We start from the raw sequence: 16,112 nt of genomic DNA on the forward strand, positions 1-16,112 counted from the left end.
GGGGAAGGATTGCTGAATTGATTCGGGTCAAACTTCATTTAAGGTGTATCCTAAATACTTCTTTGAACTGTTGCGGAGCCCGAACCATGCGCGCGCGTTCCCGATCCATCGAGCACACCATTTCGACCCTGGCCTTGGTGGCTCTGCTCGGCGGCGCGCCGGTCAACGGCTTCTCCGAAAGCGGCTGGTTCGCCGATGCGCGGTATCGCTACGAGTGGGTCGATGAGTCGAGCTTCGACGACAACGCCCGGGCCTCCACCTTGCGGAGCCGCCTCGGGTACAGGACCGCAGATCGTCCCGGCGTCCAGTTTCTGGCCGAGGGCTCCAACGTGGTCGCGCTCGGCGCCGATGAGTACAACGCGGGCGCCGGGGCGACACCGGGCCGGGACGAATTTCCCGTGGTCGCCGACCCCGAAGACACTCGGCTGGCCCGGGCCTGGGTCGGCTGGCGCTGGGACAGCGGGCTCGACCTGCGCGCCGGGCGGCAGCGGATCGAACTCGAAGACGACCGCTTCATCGGCAACGTCGGCTGGCGCCAGAACGAGCAGACCTACGACGGCCTGACCACCCGGTACAGCGGCGATGGCTGGGGCCTCTTCTACGGCTGGATCGGTCGCGTCAACCGGATCTTCGACAGCGAGGTCCCCGCCGGCCGCAACGATCACCGCACGCATCTGCTGCATCTGCGCCGGGAACTGACCCCGAGACACCGCGTGGCCGGCTACCTGTACCGGATCGAGGATCGCGAGCAGCCGGCGCTGTCGAACCGAACCGTCGGACTGCGCTACTCGGGCTCCGGGGCGCTTCGAGGCGTTGCAATCCACTGGCTGGTCGAGGCCGCGCTCCAGAGCGATACCGGCAGCCGAGCACCGGTCGATTACTCGGCCGAGTATTTCCGGCTCCAGTTGGCCGCGGACGCGCACCCCTGGGTCCGTCCGAAGCTCGGCTTGGAGCGACTCGGCGGCAGCGATCGCCCCGGGCATGCCTTCCGAACGCCGCTGGCGACGCTGCACGCGTTCAACGGCTGGGCCGATCGCTTCCTGACCACGCCGGATGCCGGGCTCGATGACCTCTACGCCGGCTTCGAGGGCCGTGAGGGGCGCTGGAGCTGGCAGCTGACCGGGCACGAGTTCCGGGCCGAGCAGGGAAGCGAACGCTACGGCCGGGAGATCGACGCATCGGTTGCGGTAAAGCTGTTCGGATCGGCTTCGCTGCTGCTCAAGGCGGCGCGTTTCGAACGCGAGTCGCCGGCCTTCCGCAGCGTGACCAAGGTCTGGGCCCAGTTCGCGATTGCCTGGCCGTGATGGCCGCAGTCGATACCGTCGCGGCGCCGTCGCATCCGACGCCGGACCAAGCCCATCGAAACGATGCACTGAACATTCACCACCGGGAGTCAAGCACATGAAGATCAAGCGATCGAATACTCCACGCCGGAATCGGGCCCTGCTCGGCATAGCGTTTGCCGCCGTGGTTTCCGGACCGGTCTGGGCGCAGAACACCGAAGTGCATCAGGCCGAAGTCGCCAAGGGCTCGGCAACCGGCGCCGAGGCGTCGCAAGCTGCCTACCAGGCCAACTGCGCGGCCTGTCATCAGCCGAACGGCCAGGGCCTGTCGGGCGCGTTCCCGCCGCTGGCCGGTAACGCCACCGTCACAAGCGACCCGAACTACGTCATCTCGACCGTGCTCAACGGTCGCCAGGGCGAGCTGGTTGCAAACGGTGTGACCTACAACGGCGTGATGCCGCCGATGCAGCACCTATCGGATGAAGACATCGCGGGTGCCGTGAACTACACGCTGACGGCCTGGGGCAACGACGGCGAACCGGTCTCGATCGCACAGGTCGCCGACCAGCGTGCCAGCCTCGGTCAGACCGACCGGGCGGAAGGACAACGCCATACCGGCGTGACCGAAGGCGAGATGAAATACCGAGGCGCACCGAGCACCGTACCGCCGGGCGACATGATCACGACTGCGGGTGCACCCGACATCACCGAGGCCGAGTTCGCAGAGTCGCAGCAACTGTACTTCGAGCGCTGCGCCGGCTGCCACGGGGTGCTGCGCAAAGGTGCCACCGGCAAGCCGCTGACCGCGGATATCACCCAGGAACGCGGCACCGCCTACCTCGAGGCGCTGATCAACTACGGCTCGCCGGCCGGCATGCCCAACTGGGGTACCTCCGGAGAGCTGTCCGCGGCACAGATCAACGCAATGGCGCGCTTCCTGCAGCACGAGCCGCCCGATCCGCCGGAGTTCGGCATGCCGGAGATGATGGCGACCTGGAACCTGATCGTCCCGGTCGAGGACCGCCCGACCGAGCCGCAGAGCGACCGCAACATCGAGAACTTCTTCGCCGTCACCCTGCGTGACGCCGGCCAGATCGCGCTGATCGACGGCGACACCAAGGAGATCGCAGCGATCATCGACACCGGTTACGCGGTGCACATCTCGCGCACCTCCAGCTCGGGCCGCTACATCTACACCATCGGCCGCGACGGCAAGATCGACCTGATCGACCTGTACTACGAAACGCCGACCAGGGTGGCCGAGATCAAGATCGGCCTCGAGGCCCGCTCGGTGGAAAGCTCGAAGTTCGCCGGCTACGAAGACGAGATCGCGATCGCCGGTGCCTACTGGCCGCCGCAGTACGTGCTGATGGACGGGCTGTCGCTGGAACCGCGCCGGATCGTCTCGACCCGGGGCATGACCGTCGACACCCAGGAGTACCACCCGGAGCCGCGCGTGGCGGCGATCGTGTCGTCGCACGAGCATCCCGAGTTCATCGTCAACGTCAAGGAAACCGGCAAGATCCTGCTGGTCAACTACGCCGACCTCGACAACCTGCAGGTCACGACCATCGACGCGGCACGCTTCCTGCACGACGGCGGCTGGGATCGCACCCAGCGGTACTTCATGACCGCCGCCAACGAATCCGACCGGATCGCCGTGGTCGATGCCCGCGACCGCGAGCTCGAAGCGCTGATCCCGGTCGAACGCATTCCGCACCCCGGCCGCGGCGCCAACATCATCCACCCCGAGTACGGACCGGTCTGGGTGACCAGCGCGCTGGGCAACGCCAACATCACGATGATCGCGACCGATCCCGAGGGCCATCCCGAACACGCCTGGACGGTGGTCGAAATCCTGCAGGGACAGGGCGGCGGCTCGCTGTTCGTCAAGAGCCACCCGAACTCGACCAATCTGTGGGTCGACACCCCGCTGCATCCCGAAGCCGAAGTCAGCCGGTCGGTGGCGGTGTTCGACGTCGACGATCTCGATGCCGGCTACGAAGTGCTGCCGATCGCCGAGTGGGCCGAGCTCGGACCCGGACCGAAACGCGTGGTCCAGCCCGAATACAACCGGGCCGGCGACGAAGTCTGGTTCTCGGTCTGGAGCGGCATGGAGGAAGAGTCCGCCATTGTGGTGGTCGACGACAGGACGCGTGAACTCAAGCACGTCATCAAGGGCGACGAGATCGTCACCCCGACGGGCAAGTTCAACGTCTACAACACCGTGCACGAAGTGTACTGACCTCGTTCGACACCCCGGGACCCCGGTCGCTCAGGCCGGGGTCCGTTCTTTTTCGCTGACCGCCCCCATGAGGGTGCAGAAGCGATACGCAATTGCCGAAGGCTTTCTCCATGCACCACGTTCGTCTCATCGTTCTCTGCCTTTCGTCCCTGCTGCTGACCCCGGCCCAGACGCTCGCCTTGGCAACCGAGCCATCGACCGACGAGGCGCTGGAGATCGATCCGATCACGGTGATTGCCCATCGCCAGCCGCGCAGCCTGTCGGAAGTCGCCGGCACCGTCACCGTCATCGGCGAGGAGCGCATTCGCCGTGACCTGGCCCTGGACCTGCCGGGCCTGGTCCGCTACGAACCCGGCGTCGAGGTCGACGGTGGCGGCACCCGCTTCGGTTTCGGCGGCTTCCGAATCCGCGGCATCGGCGGCAACCGCACCGCGCTGCTGGTCGACGACGTCCCGGCCGCCAATCGCTTCACCGTCGGCAACTTCGCCGATTCCGGCCGCGGCCTGCTCGAACTGGGCCTGGTCGAACGGGTCGAGATCCTGCGTGGTCCGGCCTCGACCATCTACGGCAGCAAGGCGCTCGGCGGCGTGGTTGCGCTTTCACTGATCGACGCCGAGGACCTGCTGTTCGGCGCCGATCGCGCAACCCGCATCGGGCTGGCCGGGGCCAGCGATGCCGATCGACTCCGCGCCACCGCGGCTACGGCTGCACGCAACGGCCCCTGGTCGGGGTTGCTGGCCGCGTCGTTGCAGCGCACCGACGAAGTCGACGTGGCCGAACGCCCGCCCGAGCTTGCCGTCGATCGGCTCGACCGCGAGCAGCAGGCCGTGCTGGTTCGCATTGCGCGCGAGACCGGGCTGGGCCGCCTGCGCCTGACCCTGGACGCCGTCAACGAAGACCGCGAGGCCGACCTGCGCGCCGCGCTCGGCAGCGGCCGGTTCCGGAACACCACGTTGCTGATCGGCGACGATCGCAGCCAGCGCCTGCGGCTGCTGCTCGACCAGGCGCTGGCGCCGACGGCCTTCGCCGACCGGGGCCAGTGGCGGGCCTGGTACCAGGCCTCCGACACCCGCCAGGACACCCGCGAGTCGCGGCCGCTGGCCTCGACCCCGGTCGATCTGTTCCGCCGCTTCGACGTTCGCGAGGAAACAAGCGGCTTCGGCATCGACCTGGAAAGGGACCTCGACATCTTCGGCCGGGCGCATCGTTTCGGCTACGGACTGGAAATCCAGCACAGCGAACTGCGCCAGCAGCGCGATGCCCTGCAGACCTCGCTCGAGAACGGCTCGACCACCGCCGTGGTGCTCGGCGAAGCATTCCCGCTGCGCGACTTCCCGGTCACCGAGGTGACCGAGTTCGGCGCCTATGTCTACGACGAACTCCGCCTGTGGGACGGCGGACCGACCCTCAGCCCCGGCGTTCGGTTCGAGTACTACGAACTCGACAGCCAGGCCGACCCGCTGTACACGGACGCCTTTCCCGATACGCCGCTGACCGATCTCGACACCAGCGCCTGGGCACCGAGGCTGGGCCTGGTCTGGCCGCTGGCCGACGGACTGGAGGTGTTCGCGCAGTACGCGCGGGGCTTCCGATCGCCGCCGTTTTCCGACGTCAACATCGGCCTGGACATCCCGATGTTCAACATCCGCGCCCTGCCCAACCCGGACCTGGAACCGGAGCGCGGCCACACGCTGGAAGGCGGCCTGCGCTATCGCAGCCGCCCGTTCCGGGCCGAACTGGCGGTGTTCCGCAACCGCTACGAGGACTTCATTTCCACCCGCGCCTTCGTCGGCGTCGATCCGTCGACCGGCACGCTGCTGTTCCAGTCGATCAACCGCGAACGGGTGCGGATCGAAGGTGCGGAGCTGAGGGTTCGCGGGCAGCTGCCCGGCCCGTTCGCCTACGACGTGGCAGCGGAATGGTTGCGCGGTGAGGACCGGGAAAGCGGGCGCTCGCTGCCCGAAATCAGCCCCCCGCAGGCGATCGTGGCACTGGAGTACGCCCCTGATCCGCGCTGGCAGCTCCGGCTGGCCGCGACGCTGACCCGCGACCAGCGCCGGCTGGTCGACGAAGACGGCGAAACGCTGTTCTCGGCGCCGGGATCGACGGCGATCGACCTGCTCGGGCGATGGACGCCAGGGCCCGATCTTTCCGTCAGCCTCGGGCTGTTCAACCTGACCGACGAACGGTACTGGAACCACGCCAACGTCATCGGCCGCCCGGGCAACGACCCCACCCTGCCGCTGCTGGCCGAACCCGGCACCCACGCCCGGGTCATGGTCGACTGGATGTTCTGACGCCCCGGGGCCTGGAAACGACGCGGAACGGCGGCACCGCCAGCACGTCGCGCTCGGCGCGCCGCAGGACTTCTTCGGCCACGCTGCCGATCAGGAAGCGCGCCAGGCCGCCGCTGCCCCGCGTGCCGACCATGATCAGGTCGGCCTCCAGGTCGTCGGCGGCGCGCAGCACACCGTGGGCCGGCGAGGAGCCCACCGCGCGGACGACCCGCTCCACGCCACCGGCCTCGAGGCCGTCGACGAAGGCTTGCAGGTCGGCGCGCGCGGCATCGGCCGGTTCGTTGCGGCCGGACGGATCGTCGCCCACCGTGCCCCACTCCGGTGGCGGTTCGTACAAGTGCAGCAGCGTAGCGTGGGCGTGCCAGCCGGCGCGCAGTTGGGCGACGCGCTCCAGCGAACGACCCGAGCTTTCCGACAGGTCGGTGGTCAGCAGCAGGTGGCGGTAGGGGCCGGCCGAGGCGGCATTGGCCATCAGCACCGGACAATCGACCGAGTGGATCGTCCGCTCGGCGGTGGTGCCGATGAACACGTCGCGCAGCACCTGGCGCCGGTGCGGACCGATGAGCAGCAGGTCGGGCTGGATCGCGCGCGCCGACTCGACGATGCCGAGGAACGGGTCGGCCAGCACGACCCGCACATCGCAGGCCACGCCGTCGCGGTCGCGCAGCGCAGCGGCCTGGTCGCGCAACAACGCGTCGGCGTCTGCCCGTTCGCGCTCAGCGATCCGTTGCGGCTGATCGTCATCGACGACGTGGACGAGGATCAGTCCGGCATCGAACTCCCGCGCCAGCAGCGTTGCCCGGCGCAGCGCACGATCGGACCGCTCGGACAGGTCGGTGGCTACCATGATTGTCTGCAGTCCCATCGGCCGCCCTCCCGCGGACTTCGAAGCGCTTGGCGGTCAGTCTACGCCAGACCGGCCGCGGGTCGACACCGTCCGCTCGATCCATGGATCATAGGAAATCCGGATCGTGCGACCGGCGTCGGAGCGATCCTGGCCGTTCGACCGGCCGATTTACGATGACGGCTCGAAGCGCGGCCGGTCATGGGCAAACAGTGCGCTGCCGGGAGTCGAGGCCATGGAAATGATCCTGCAATCCACGTTCGGCGAGGTCGCCGTGCTGCTGGTGCTGGCGGCCGTGGTGGGTTTCATCGGCGTGCTCCTGCGCCAGCCGCTGATCGTCGGCTTCATCGCCGTCGGCCTGCTGGCCGGCCCGTCCGGGCTGGACGTGGTCCGCTCCAACGACCAGATCGAGCTGCTGTCCAAGCTCGGCATCGCGATCCTGCTGTTCCTGGTCGGCATCAAGCTCGACGTCAAGCTGATCCGCTCGCTCGGGCCCGTGGCGCTGATGACCGGGCTCGGCCAGGTGGCGTTCACGTCGGTGTTCGGCTACCTGATCGGCCTGGCCCTGGGGCTGGGTCACGTGACCAGCATCTACGTGGCCGTAGCGCTGACCTTTTCGTCGACGATCATCATCGTCAAGCTGCTCTCGGACAAGCGCGAGATCGACGCGCTGCACGGCCAGATCGCGCTGGGCTTCCTGATCGTGCAGGACCTCGTCGTGGTGCTGGCGATGATCGTGCTGTCGGCCATCGGCATCGGCGCCGGCAGCGGCGGCGGGGCCGCCGGTCCGATCCTGAGCGTGGCGGCGGCCGGGGTCGGCATGGTGGCGCTGGTGGTGGTCTGGGTGCGTTTCCTGGCCGATCCGATCACCGAGCGGCTGGCCCGCGCGCCGGAACTGCTGGTGATCTTCGCCATCGCCCAGGCCGCCATCTTCGCGGCGATCGGCGATTTCGTCGGGCTCGGCAAGGAAGTCGGCGGGCTGCTGGCCGGCATCTCGCTGGCCTCGACGCCCTACCGCGAGGCCATTGCGGCCCGGCTGGCCCCGCTGCGGGATTTTCTCTTGCTGTTCTTCTTCATCGCGCTGGGCGCCACGCTGGACCTGTCGTTGCTCGGCGATGCGATCGGCCCGGCGATCGTGTTCTCGCTGTTCGTGCTGATCGGCAACCCGCTGATCGTGCTGGCCATCATGGGTGCGATGGGCTACCGCAAGCGCACCGGGTTCCTGGCCGGCCTGACCGTCGCCCAGATCAGCGAGTTCTCGTTGATCTTCATCGCCATGGGCGTCGCGCTCGGCCACGTGCAGGACGAGGCGCTGGGCCTGGTCACGCTGGTCGGCCTGGTCACCATTGCCACCTCGACCTACATGATCACCTACTCGCACACGCTGTATGCCCTGTGCAAGCCGGTGCTCGGGGTCTTCGAGCGCAGGAACACCCCGCGCGAGCCGAACGACGGGCAGGAGCACGACGCCAGTCGTCCGGAGGTGCTGGTATTCGGCCTCGGTCGGTTCGGCACCGCCATCGGACTTCGCCTGAAGGCGCGCGGCACCCGGGTTCTCGGCATCGACTTCAACCCGCTGGCCGTCCGCCGCTGGCGCGACCTCGAGCTGGAGGCCGAGTACGGCGATGCCACGGATCCGGAGTTCCTGCCGACGCTGCCGCTGTCCGGGGCGCGCTGGCTGGTCTGCACGGTGCCCATCCATCCGGGGGGCCTGAGCCACGAAGACACGCGCAAGACCCTGATGCAGTTGTCGCGCGATGCCGGTTTCCGCGGTCACATCGCGGTCACCTCGCATACCCGGGGCGATACTCTGGACCTGCGCGCCGGTGGCGCGGACGTCGTGCTCGAGCCGTTCCAGGACGCGGCCGATCGTGCCGTCGAGTTGCTGACCGGCGCGCCCGGAAAACCGCGGACCGAATTTCCGCCGATCGACAGCGAAGGAAAGCCCCTCGACTGAACACCGCCCGACAGGTGACATTCCGGCCATGAGTGACGACCCCGATCGCGACGCGCACGCCCGAACCGCCCCCCACGCGCTGGAGGTCCAGCAGGTACTGGCCGCCATGGACTCCCACCGCGATGGGCTGTCGGCCGCCGAGGCCGAACGCCGGCTCGCATCGCTCGGAGCCAACCGATTGCCGGACCCGCCCCGGCGCGGCCCGGTCCGGCGCTTCCTCGCCCAGTTCGACAATCTGCTGATCCACGTCCTGCTCGGCGCGGCCGTCATCACCGGTCTGCTCGGGCACTGGATCGACACCGCAGTGATCGGCGCGGTGGTGATCGTCAACGCCACGATCGGGTTCTTCCAGGAAGGCAAGGCCGAGCGCGCCCTGGCCGCGATCCGCGACATGCTGGCCCCGCGTGCGGTGGTCCTCCGCGACGGCGCCCGGCAGACCGTTTCGGCGGCGGCCATCGTGCCCGGCGACGTCGTCATCCTGGAGCCCGGCGACCGCGTTCCCGCCGACCTGCGCCTGCTCGGCGCGCGCGGCCTGCGTATCGATGAAGCGGTGCTGACGGGAGAGTCGCTGCCGGTCGACAAGGGCTCCGACCCGGTCAGCGCCGGCGCCGCGCTGGGCGATCGAGAGTGCATGGCCTTCAGCGGCACCCTCGTGACCGCCGGTCAGGGCCGCGGCGTGGTGGTCGCGACCGGTGCGGCGACCCGGATCGGCCGGATCAGCGCGCTGGTCGGCACCGTGGACGCGGTGGTGACGCCGCTGACGCGCCAGATGGCCCAGTTCGCGCGCTGGCTGACCGGCTTCGTGCTGGTCCTGGCCGCGCTGATCCTCGGCTTCGGCACCTGGCTGGGCACGCATGCGTTCTCCGAACTGTTCATGGCCGTGGTCGGTCTTTCGGTCGCGGCCATTCCCGAGGGGCTGCCGGCGATCCTGACCGTCACCCTGGCCATCGGCGTGCAGCGCATGGCCCAGCGCAACGCCATCGTGCGACGACTGCCGGCCATCGAGGCCCTCGGCGCGGTGTCGGTGATCTGTTCGGACAAGACCGGCACCCTCACGCGCAACGAAATGACCGTGGCCCGGGTCGCGACCGCGCGCGGCGAGACCCGCATCTCCGGCACCGGCTATGCACCGCACGGCGGTTTCGAGCGCGACGGTCGCGAGATCGACCCGATCGACGACCCGACCCTTCACGGCCTGCTGCGCGCAGCGCTGCTCTGCAGCGAGGCCGACGTGTCCGAATCGGACGGCGTCTTTCAGGTGCACGGCGACCCGATGGAAGGCGCACTGGTCACGGCAGCGTGGAAAGCCGGGCTGGACCCGACCGCGACGCGGGCCCGGGAACCGCAGACCGACGCGATCCCGTTCGATGCCGCGCACCGGTTCATGGCGACGCTGCACCATGACCACGACGGGCAGCGCACCATCTACGTCAAGGGGGCGCCCGAGCGGCTCATCGCCATGGCGCGTGACCAGCGCGACCCGAGCGGCGGCGAGACGCCGCTGGAGGAGGCGTTCTGGCACGTCGAAGCCGACCGGCTTGCGTCCAGCGGTCATCGGGTGCTGGCCATTGCCACGCGAGCAGCCGCGCCGGGCCAGCAGGAGTTGACGTTTTCCGATGTCGAAGGGCGGCTGACGCTCGAAGGCCTGGTCGGCCTCATGGACCCACCCCGGGACGAGGCGATCACCGCCGTCGGGGCATGTCACCAGGCCGGGATCGAAGTCAAGATGATTACCGGCGATCACGCCGGAACAGCGTCTGCCATCGCCGGGCGACTGGGACTTCGCGATCCCGACCGGGTGCTGACCGGTGCGCAACTCGACGAACTGTCCGACAACGCGCTGGACGATGCCGTGCAAGGCGTCAACGTCTTTGCGCGAACCAGCCCGGAGCACAAGCTCCGACTGGTCAGCGCGCTCCAGCGCCGGGGCGACAGCGTCGCCATGACCGGCGACGGGGTCAACGACGCGCCGGCCCTGAAGCGCGCCGACATCGGCGTGGCGATGGGGCGCACCGGCACCGAGGCGGCCAAGGAATCCGCCGACATCGTGCTGGCCGACGATAACTTCGCCACGCTTGCCGCGGCCATCCACGCCGGCCGCACGGTCTACGACAACCTCAAGAAGGCCGTTCTGTTCCTGCTGCCCGTCAACGGCGGCGAATCCCTGACCATCCTGGCCGCCCTGATGCTGGGCGTCACGTTCCCGATCACGCCGGTCCAGATCCTGTGGGTCAACATGGTCAGCTCCGTGCTCCTGGCCATGACCCTGGCCTTCGAGCCGGCCGAGCCGGGCATCATGCAGCGGCCGCCGAGGCATCGCCGGGAACCGCTGCTCACCGGCTTCCTGCTCTGGCGCGTCGGCTTCGTGTCGCTGCTGTTCGCCGGCGGCATCTTCGGCGTGTTCCTCTGGGCGCGTGGCCAGGGCGTCGACACCGACATCGCCCGGACGATGGCCGTCAACGCGCTGGTCGTGATGGAAATCTTCTACCTCTTTGCGGTGCGGTTCCTGCACCGACCTTCCCTGACCCTGCGCGGCGTGCTGGGCACCGGCCCGGTGCTCATCGCCATCGGTGCCGTCACGCTGTTGCAGGTGCTGTTCACCTTTGCGCCGTTCATGCAGACCTTCTTCGGCACCGCAGCGCTGGATGTCGGCCAGTCGGCCGTGGTGCTGGGCTGCGGCGTCGCGGTTCTCGGAATCCTCGAGATCGAAAAGCGCATCATGCAGCGCGTTCGGGCGCGCTGACCCGCCCGCTTCGAAGCGCCGCCCTGTCGAGGCGGACGCGCACCGGCCAGCGCGAACAGCGCCCGTGGCCTCACACGACCGGGGCCAGGCACCCGGATCGTCCGTGCGTTCGTCCGTGCCGATCGATGTTCCAGCCCGGGCATCTACGCAAAAAGATCGCGACTGCGACCCATTCGTATTTGTAATTGGTTATCATTACGGGCCATCAAACACCCTCTCCCGAACCCGAGCCAAGGAGTCCCGAATGACCAATTCCACCCGCCTTGCGGCCGCCATCGCACTGCTGGCCGCCGCGTTCAGCCCGGCCGCCTTCGCGGCCTGCGACATCGAGATCGCCGCAGGCGACAACCTGGCCTTCGACCGGGACGTCATCGAAGTCGATGCCAGCTGCGAAACCGTCACCGTCACACTGACCCACACCGGCAGCCTGCCTGCCGCGGCCATGGGCCACAACTGGGTGCTGAGCCGAACCGCCGACTACCAGGACATCGGCACCGCCGGCATGTCCGCCGGCCTCGAACAGGACTACCTGCCGCCCGGCGACGACCGCGTGATCGCGGCCACCAGAATCATCGGCGGCGGCGAAACCGCCGAGGTGAGCTTCTCGCTCGAGGACCTGGACCCGGACGGCGACTACACCTTCTTCTGCTCGTTCCCCGGTCACTGGGGCGTCATGAAGGGCAAGTTCCGTCTGCTCTGATTGCACTTGCCAGGACCATGCCGGGGAGTCGCTTCGCGACCGGATTGCTGGCCGCTGCGTTCGTGGCGGCCTGCGGGTCGGCCACCGATGACCGGTCGTTCGCGACCGGCCCGTTCGGTCCGCTGGCCCCCGGCGGCACTCACCTGACGCGATCCGTCGACGCCTCGTCCGGCTGGCCCGGCGAAGCGCTGACCGAAAGCGCGCTGGATGACGGCACCGGTCGCGACCTGTTCTACCGGAACTGGCTCACGGAGGCGCAGGATCGACCGCCGATCCTCGGGCCTCGATACGATGCGGTCAGCTGCACCGCCTGCCACGTCGAAATGGCCCGGCCCGGGGTCGATGCCCTCGACGCCCGGCCCCCGCTGATCGCGCGCACCGTGATGGCCGAGCACCTGGCCGAATTCGGGCCGCAGCTCCAGCGATTCCGGACCGATCGGGCGGCGCCGGCCTTCGAGCTCGAAGTCACCTGGACGCCGGTACCGTTCACCTACCCCGACGGCACCGAGCAGTCGTTGCGGTCGCCGCAGGCCCATGCCCTCACCGACGACGGCCGGCGCATTCCGGTGGGCCTGCGCGCTGCCCCGCTGCTGTTCGGCTGGGGCCTGATGGAACGCATCGATCCCGACATGCTGGCCTACTACGACGATCCGTACGACCGCAATGGCGACGGCATCAGCGGCCGGAGCCGTCCCGCCGTCCGCGACGATGGTTCGATCGGACCCGGGCTGCTGGGCTGGAAGAACGCGCACGCCAGCCTGACCGCCCAGGTGCGCGCGGCCCTGGTCCACGACATGGGCATTACCAGCGTCCGGGACTGCCGGCAGGGCTGCGACGCCGAACTCTCGGAACCGGACCTCCATGCCCTGACCGACTTCGTTCGCGGTATCGGCGTGCCGCAACACCGGCTCGACGGTCAGCGCCGAGGCCAGGACCTGTTCGGTCAGGCCGGCTGCGCCCAATGCCACGTGCCGGTCGTTCAGACCCTGCCCGATCCTCGTCCCGAACTCGATCGACAGTGGCTGTGGGCCTACAGCGACCTGATGCTGCACGACATGGGCCCAGGCCTGGCCGATCCCGGCGACAACGCCGAGGGGCGAGAGTGGCGCACGGCGCCGCTTTGGGGTGTCGGCCTGGCCGAGCGCTTCCTGACCGGCCGCGGCTTCCTTCACGACGGCCGGGCCCGAACCCTGGAAGAGGCCATTCTGTGGCACGGCGGCGAGGCGGCCGAGGCACGCGACGCCTTTGCCAGGCTGCCCGCCGGCGATCGCCACGCGCTGCTGGAGTTCGTGCGATCCCTCTGAGGCGCGGATCCTCCCGCGCTTGTCGAGCGGACTCAGCCCTCGGCCGGAACAGCCAGGTAGGCCTCCAGCGGGCGGCGCAGGCTGTAGGGTGCCGCCGCCGCCCGGCCGATTCGCAGCATCAGCAGCGGATGCTCGGCACCCCGACCCAGCCACCGGGCGAACTCGGCGCGCAGTTCCGGCACTTCGATCGGTTGATTGATGTAGGCGTGCTTCAGATCGAGCGCGGTCGCCGTGAGCGTCAGCCGCTGGACCACCCGTCCGGTTTCCACCCAGCTCGGTACCTCGTCGCGCTCGGCGACCAGCACGGCCAGCGCCGACGACGACCGGATGTGTTCGGCATCGCGTCGGTTCTGTGGCCCGGCCTTCAGAACCAGGCCGGAAATCGCCCGGCCCAGCCACTGCGGCAGTGAAGGTTGGCCCATGACCACGGCGGACAGACCGTCGGCATGCTCGAGGGCCGACTCGGGATTGAATCGGATCCACCGCGTCAACTCGCGCCGGAACCCGGCATCGTCCAGCTGCGTAACGTTGCCGCGCTCGACGAATCGAACCACCGATTCGATGGACTCGGCGCCTTCGAGCACCAGCGTACGGACCCCTTGGCCACGGCCGGCCGCCGACAGCGCCTCGCGCTCGGCACTGGAAAGCGGCGAGGCATCGTATGCGCTTCGGGTGCACTGGCGAACCGCGATGGCCCGGTATCGTTCGAGTTCGCCCGGGCCCTCCCGGCGGTGGAAGGTCAGGCGGATGTCCGGTGTATCGCCGCAGACATCGATCTCGCAATCGAACCCGTTGACGCCGGCCGCGATCCGGATGTTCTCGGCCATGCAGCCCAGGCTCTTGAACAGGTGCGCATCGTTCGGATCGACCCTCGGGCAGCGCCGGTCGTCGTCGGGCTGGATCAGAATCGCCGGAATCTCGGGATCGATGCGGACACGCCACGGCTGCGTGTTGTGACTGGAGGCCGCCAGGGCCCCGGCCCGGATCCACGCCCGGAAATCCGGCGGGGCATCCGGGGTCGGTCGGGGCAGTTGGCGCTGAGCACGCGCTGCGGCGACATGATCACTGCGGCTCGACATCCTTCGCTCCAACTCGATACAGGACCCGACGCTAACAGCGGCGCGACCGGGCGCGCAAGCCGCCCTGGCTGGCGCCGAGGCGGTTCGCCGGGCCGATCGGGCGGCGGTTGCTTCCGATTCGCCGCGCCTCGAGAACGCCTGGCCGACCACGCGGGATGTCAGGCAGCACACGGAGCCCCTGCGCACGCGCGCCTTGCCCACACCGCTGATGCCAGGGCGGTGTGCGCCCGAAGCTGCCGCTCGGCCCCCTCGCAAAGGGAGAGCCGGACCGGCACTGCGGATACGAAAACGCCCCGCACGAAGGCGGGGCGTCGGGGTGCTGCTACGAAGTCGCGATCAGATCGTGACGACGTTCGAAGCCTGCGGACCCTTGGCGCCATCGGTGACGTCGAACGACACCTTCTGGCCCTCGGCCAGGCTCTTGAAGCCCGAACCGGTCAGTGCGCTGAAGTGCACGAACACGTCCTTGCCGCCATCATCCTGCGAAATGAAACCGAAACCCTTCGCGTCGTTGAACCACTTCACCGTACCTGTTGCATTACTCATTGATCTGTACTCTTTTTGATAGTCATGAAAACCGGGCGGCCCGAAAGCACGAGCCCGGGGTGCTGCTGCCCGCTCCGCAATGGATCGGGGTCTTCAGGAGGGTGAAATTGAAGGGTAATCTCGGCACCGTCCTACCCGGTTCCGGGGATCGCGACGCATCGCGGTGCCGGTCGAGCGGGAGGTGGCTGAAGGAACGCTAGAAAATCAACCACTGCTGTTGTGCAGCTACGGAGGACTATACGCCCTTTCTTCGCGAATAGGGGAAATACTTTCGATCCGGAAATCAGGGGCCTGCCGCGGCCCGGGCCGTATCCTGCCCCGCTCGGCCGCCTCAGTGCCCGTAGCTGACCACCCGGGCGAGCCGCCAGCCGTCGGTTTCCCGTTTCCAGATGTGCAGGAAATCGAACGTGCCGCAGTCGTCGGCGCCGTCGACCTCGTGGCAGAACCGATGCTGGCCCTCGTGGATCGCGCCATAGCCCGTGCCTTTGGGACAGGCACTTTGTAGGAAAAACACTGACACAGATTCGCGCTGTTCTCCTATTTTTTTTGCAGCGGCATTGGGACTAGGCTGGCCCTATTCCCTTATCGACATACCCATGCCGCAAGCGCGAAAACGACTGGTCTCGACCGAAATGACGCCGTTCTATCACGTGGTTTCACGCTGCGTGCGGCGGCAGTTTCTCTGCGGCCTCGATCCCTTGACCGGCCGGGACTATTCCGGTCGAAAGCAGGAGATCAAGGACCGCCTTGCCTTGCTGTCCGAGGTCTTTGCGGTCGACGTCTGCGCCTATGCGATTCTCTCCAACCACTACCACCTGGTCCTGCACGTCGATCCAGAGCGCGCCATGGCCTGGGACGATCTCGAACTGGCGCGTCGCTGGACCCGCCTGTTCAGAGGCCCGGCGGTCGTTCGCGCCTTCGCGAACGGGCAGTCGCTGACCGAAGCTCAGGAAAAAGTCGCCCGGAAGCATCTGGCGGAGTACCGAAATCGCCTGGGCAGCCTGTCCTGGTTCATGAAATGCCTGAACGAGCCCATCGCCCGGCAAGCCAACGCCGAAGACAACGTCACCGGCCACTTCTGGCAGTCGCGCTTCTACAGCCAGGCGCTGCTGGA

At 68.2% G+C, this 16,112-nt stretch carries 11 protein-coding genes and 1 pseudogene; 8 read left to right on the plus strand and 4 right to left on the minus strand.

The genetic code is table 11. The features are described 5' to 3' along the window. The first annotated feature begins 86 nt into the window (after positions 1–86). From HFP89_RS09315 to HFP89_RS09325, 3 genes are all read left to right on the plus strand, one after another. Positions 87–1,304: an alginate export family protein gene (locus tag HFP89_RS09315; RefSeq protein ID WP_168717391.1), complete on the plus strand. Its 1,218-nt coding sequence runs from the start codon at positions 87–89 to the stop codon at positions 1,302–1,304. Between the two features lie 97 nt (positions 1,305–1,401). After that, the gene (locus HFP89_RS09320; RefSeq protein ID WP_168717392.1) at positions 1,402–3,528 is read left to right on the plus strand and encodes a cytochrome D1 domain-containing protein; all 2,127 of its coding nucleotides are present in this window, start codon (positions 1,402–1,404) and stop codon (positions 3,526–3,528) included. A 110-nt stretch (positions 3,529–3,638) separates the two neighbouring features. Further along, entirely contained in the window at positions 3,639–5,825 is a 2,187-nt protein-coding gene (locus tag HFP89_RS09325) for a TonB-dependent receptor (RefSeq protein ID WP_168717393.1), read from the plus strand. Here the strand turns inward: HFP89_RS09325 and HFP89_RS09330 are convergent. After that, on the minus strand, positions 5,803–6,690 hold the full coding sequence (locus HFP89_RS09330; RefSeq protein ID WP_206212296.1) for a universal stress protein: 888 nt from the start codon (positions 6,688–6,690) through the stop codon (positions 5,803–5,805). The genes HFP89_RS09325 and HFP89_RS09330 overlap by 23 nt on opposite strands. 214 nt (positions 6,691–6,904) lie before the next feature. On the opposite strand from HFP89_RS09330, the gene HFP89_RS09335 reads away from it, so the two are divergent. From HFP89_RS09335 to HFP89_RS09350, 4 genes are all read left to right on the plus strand, one after another. Beyond that, the gene (locus tag HFP89_RS09335; protein ID WP_240956263.1) at positions 6,905–8,626 is read left to right on the plus strand and encodes a cation:proton antiporter; all 1,722 of its coding nucleotides are present in this window, start codon (positions 6,905–6,907) and stop codon (positions 8,624–8,626) included. Positions 8,627–8,654: 28 nt separating this feature from the next. Beyond that, a complete protein-coding gene (locus tag HFP89_RS09340; protein ID WP_168717394.1) occupies positions 8,655–11,369 on the plus strand; it encodes a cation-transporting P-type ATPase in 2,715 nt (904 codons plus the stop codon). Positions 11,370–11,613: 244 nt separating this feature from the next. Beyond that, positions 11,614–12,069, plus strand: a complete 456-nt coding sequence (gene azu, locus HFP89_RS09345) for an azurin (protein WP_168717395.1) — start codon at positions 11,614–11,616, stop codon at positions 12,067–12,069. Positions 12,070–12,086: 17 nt separating this feature from the next. Continuing rightward, positions 12,087–13,373: a di-heme oxidoredictase family protein gene (locus tag HFP89_RS09350; RefSeq protein ID WP_168717396.1), complete on the plus strand. Its 1,287-nt coding sequence runs from the start codon at positions 12,087–12,089 to the stop codon at positions 13,371–13,373. Positions 13,374–13,405: 32 nt separating this feature from the next. Here the strand turns inward: HFP89_RS09350 and HFP89_RS09355 are convergent, their stop codons facing one another. From HFP89_RS09355 to HFP89_RS09365, 3 genes are all read right to left on the minus strand, one after another. After that, complete coding sequence (locus HFP89_RS09355; protein ID WP_168717397.1) at positions 13,406–14,452, minus strand: hypothetical protein; 1,047 nt, start codon at positions 14,450–14,452, stop codon at positions 13,406–13,408. 336 nt (positions 14,453–14,788) lie between these two features. Beyond that, positions 14,789–14,998: a cold-shock protein gene (locus HFP89_RS09360; protein WP_168717398.1), complete on the minus strand. Its 210-nt coding sequence runs from the start codon at positions 14,996–14,998 to the stop codon at positions 14,789–14,791. Positions 14,999–15,329: 331 nt separating this feature from the next. Continuing rightward, positions 15,330–15,512 (minus strand): hypothetical protein, encoded by a 183-nt coding sequence (locus tag HFP89_RS09365; RefSeq protein ID WP_168717399.1) that lies wholly within the window; start codon positions 15,510–15,512, stop codon positions 15,330–15,332. An 82-nt stretch (positions 15,513–15,594) separates the two neighbouring features. On the opposite strand from HFP89_RS09365, the pseudogene HFP89_RS09370 reads away from it, so the two are divergent. After that, a pseudogene (locus tag HFP89_RS09370) lies at positions 15,595–16,112 on the plus strand (hypothetical protein); the annotation flags it as partial.

Source organism: Wenzhouxiangella sp. XN79A (genome assembly GCF_012272825.1).
GTDB lineage: Bacteria > Pseudomonadota > Gammaproteobacteria > Xanthomonadales > Wenzhouxiangellaceae.

Excerpts from the sequence above, each read along its gene's own strand:
- HFP89_RS09315 (WP_168717391.1), top strand. The coding sequence starts at position 87 with ATGCGCGCGCGTTCCCGATCCATCGAGCACACCATTTCGACCCTGGCC.
- HFP89_RS09320 (WP_168717392.1), top strand. The coding sequence starts at position 1,402 with ATGAAGATCAAGCGATCGAATACTCCACGCCGGAATCGGGCCCTGCTC.
- HFP89_RS09325 (WP_168717393.1), top strand. The coding sequence starts at position 3,639 with ATGCACCACGTTCGTCTCATCGTTCTCTGCCTTTCGTCCCTGCTGCTG.
- HFP89_RS09330 (WP_206212296.1), bottom strand. The coding sequence starts at position 6,690 with ATGGGACTGCAGACAATCATGGTAGCCACCGACCTGTCCGAGCGGTCC.
- HFP89_RS09335 (WP_240956263.1), top strand. The coding sequence starts at position 6,905 with ATGGAAATGATCCTGCAATCCACGTTCGGCGAGGTCGCCGTGCTGCTG.
- HFP89_RS09340 (WP_168717394.1), top strand. The coding sequence starts at position 8,655 with ATGAGTGACGACCCCGATCGCGACGCGCACGCCCGAACCGCCCCCCAC.
- azu (WP_168717395.1), top strand. The coding sequence starts at position 11,614 with ATGACCAATTCCACCCGCCTTGCGGCCGCCATCGCACTGCTGGCCGCC.
- HFP89_RS09350 (WP_168717396.1), top strand. The coding sequence starts at position 12,087 with ATGCCGGGGAGTCGCTTCGCGACCGGATTGCTGGCCGCTGCGTTCGTG.
- HFP89_RS09355 (WP_168717397.1), bottom strand. The coding sequence starts at position 14,452 with ATGTCGAGCCGCAGTGATCATGTCGCCGCAGCGCGTGCTCAGCGCCAA.
- HFP89_RS09360 (WP_168717398.1), bottom strand. The coding sequence starts at position 14,998 with ATGAGTAATGCAACAGGTACGGTGAAGTGGTTCAACGACGCGAAGGGT.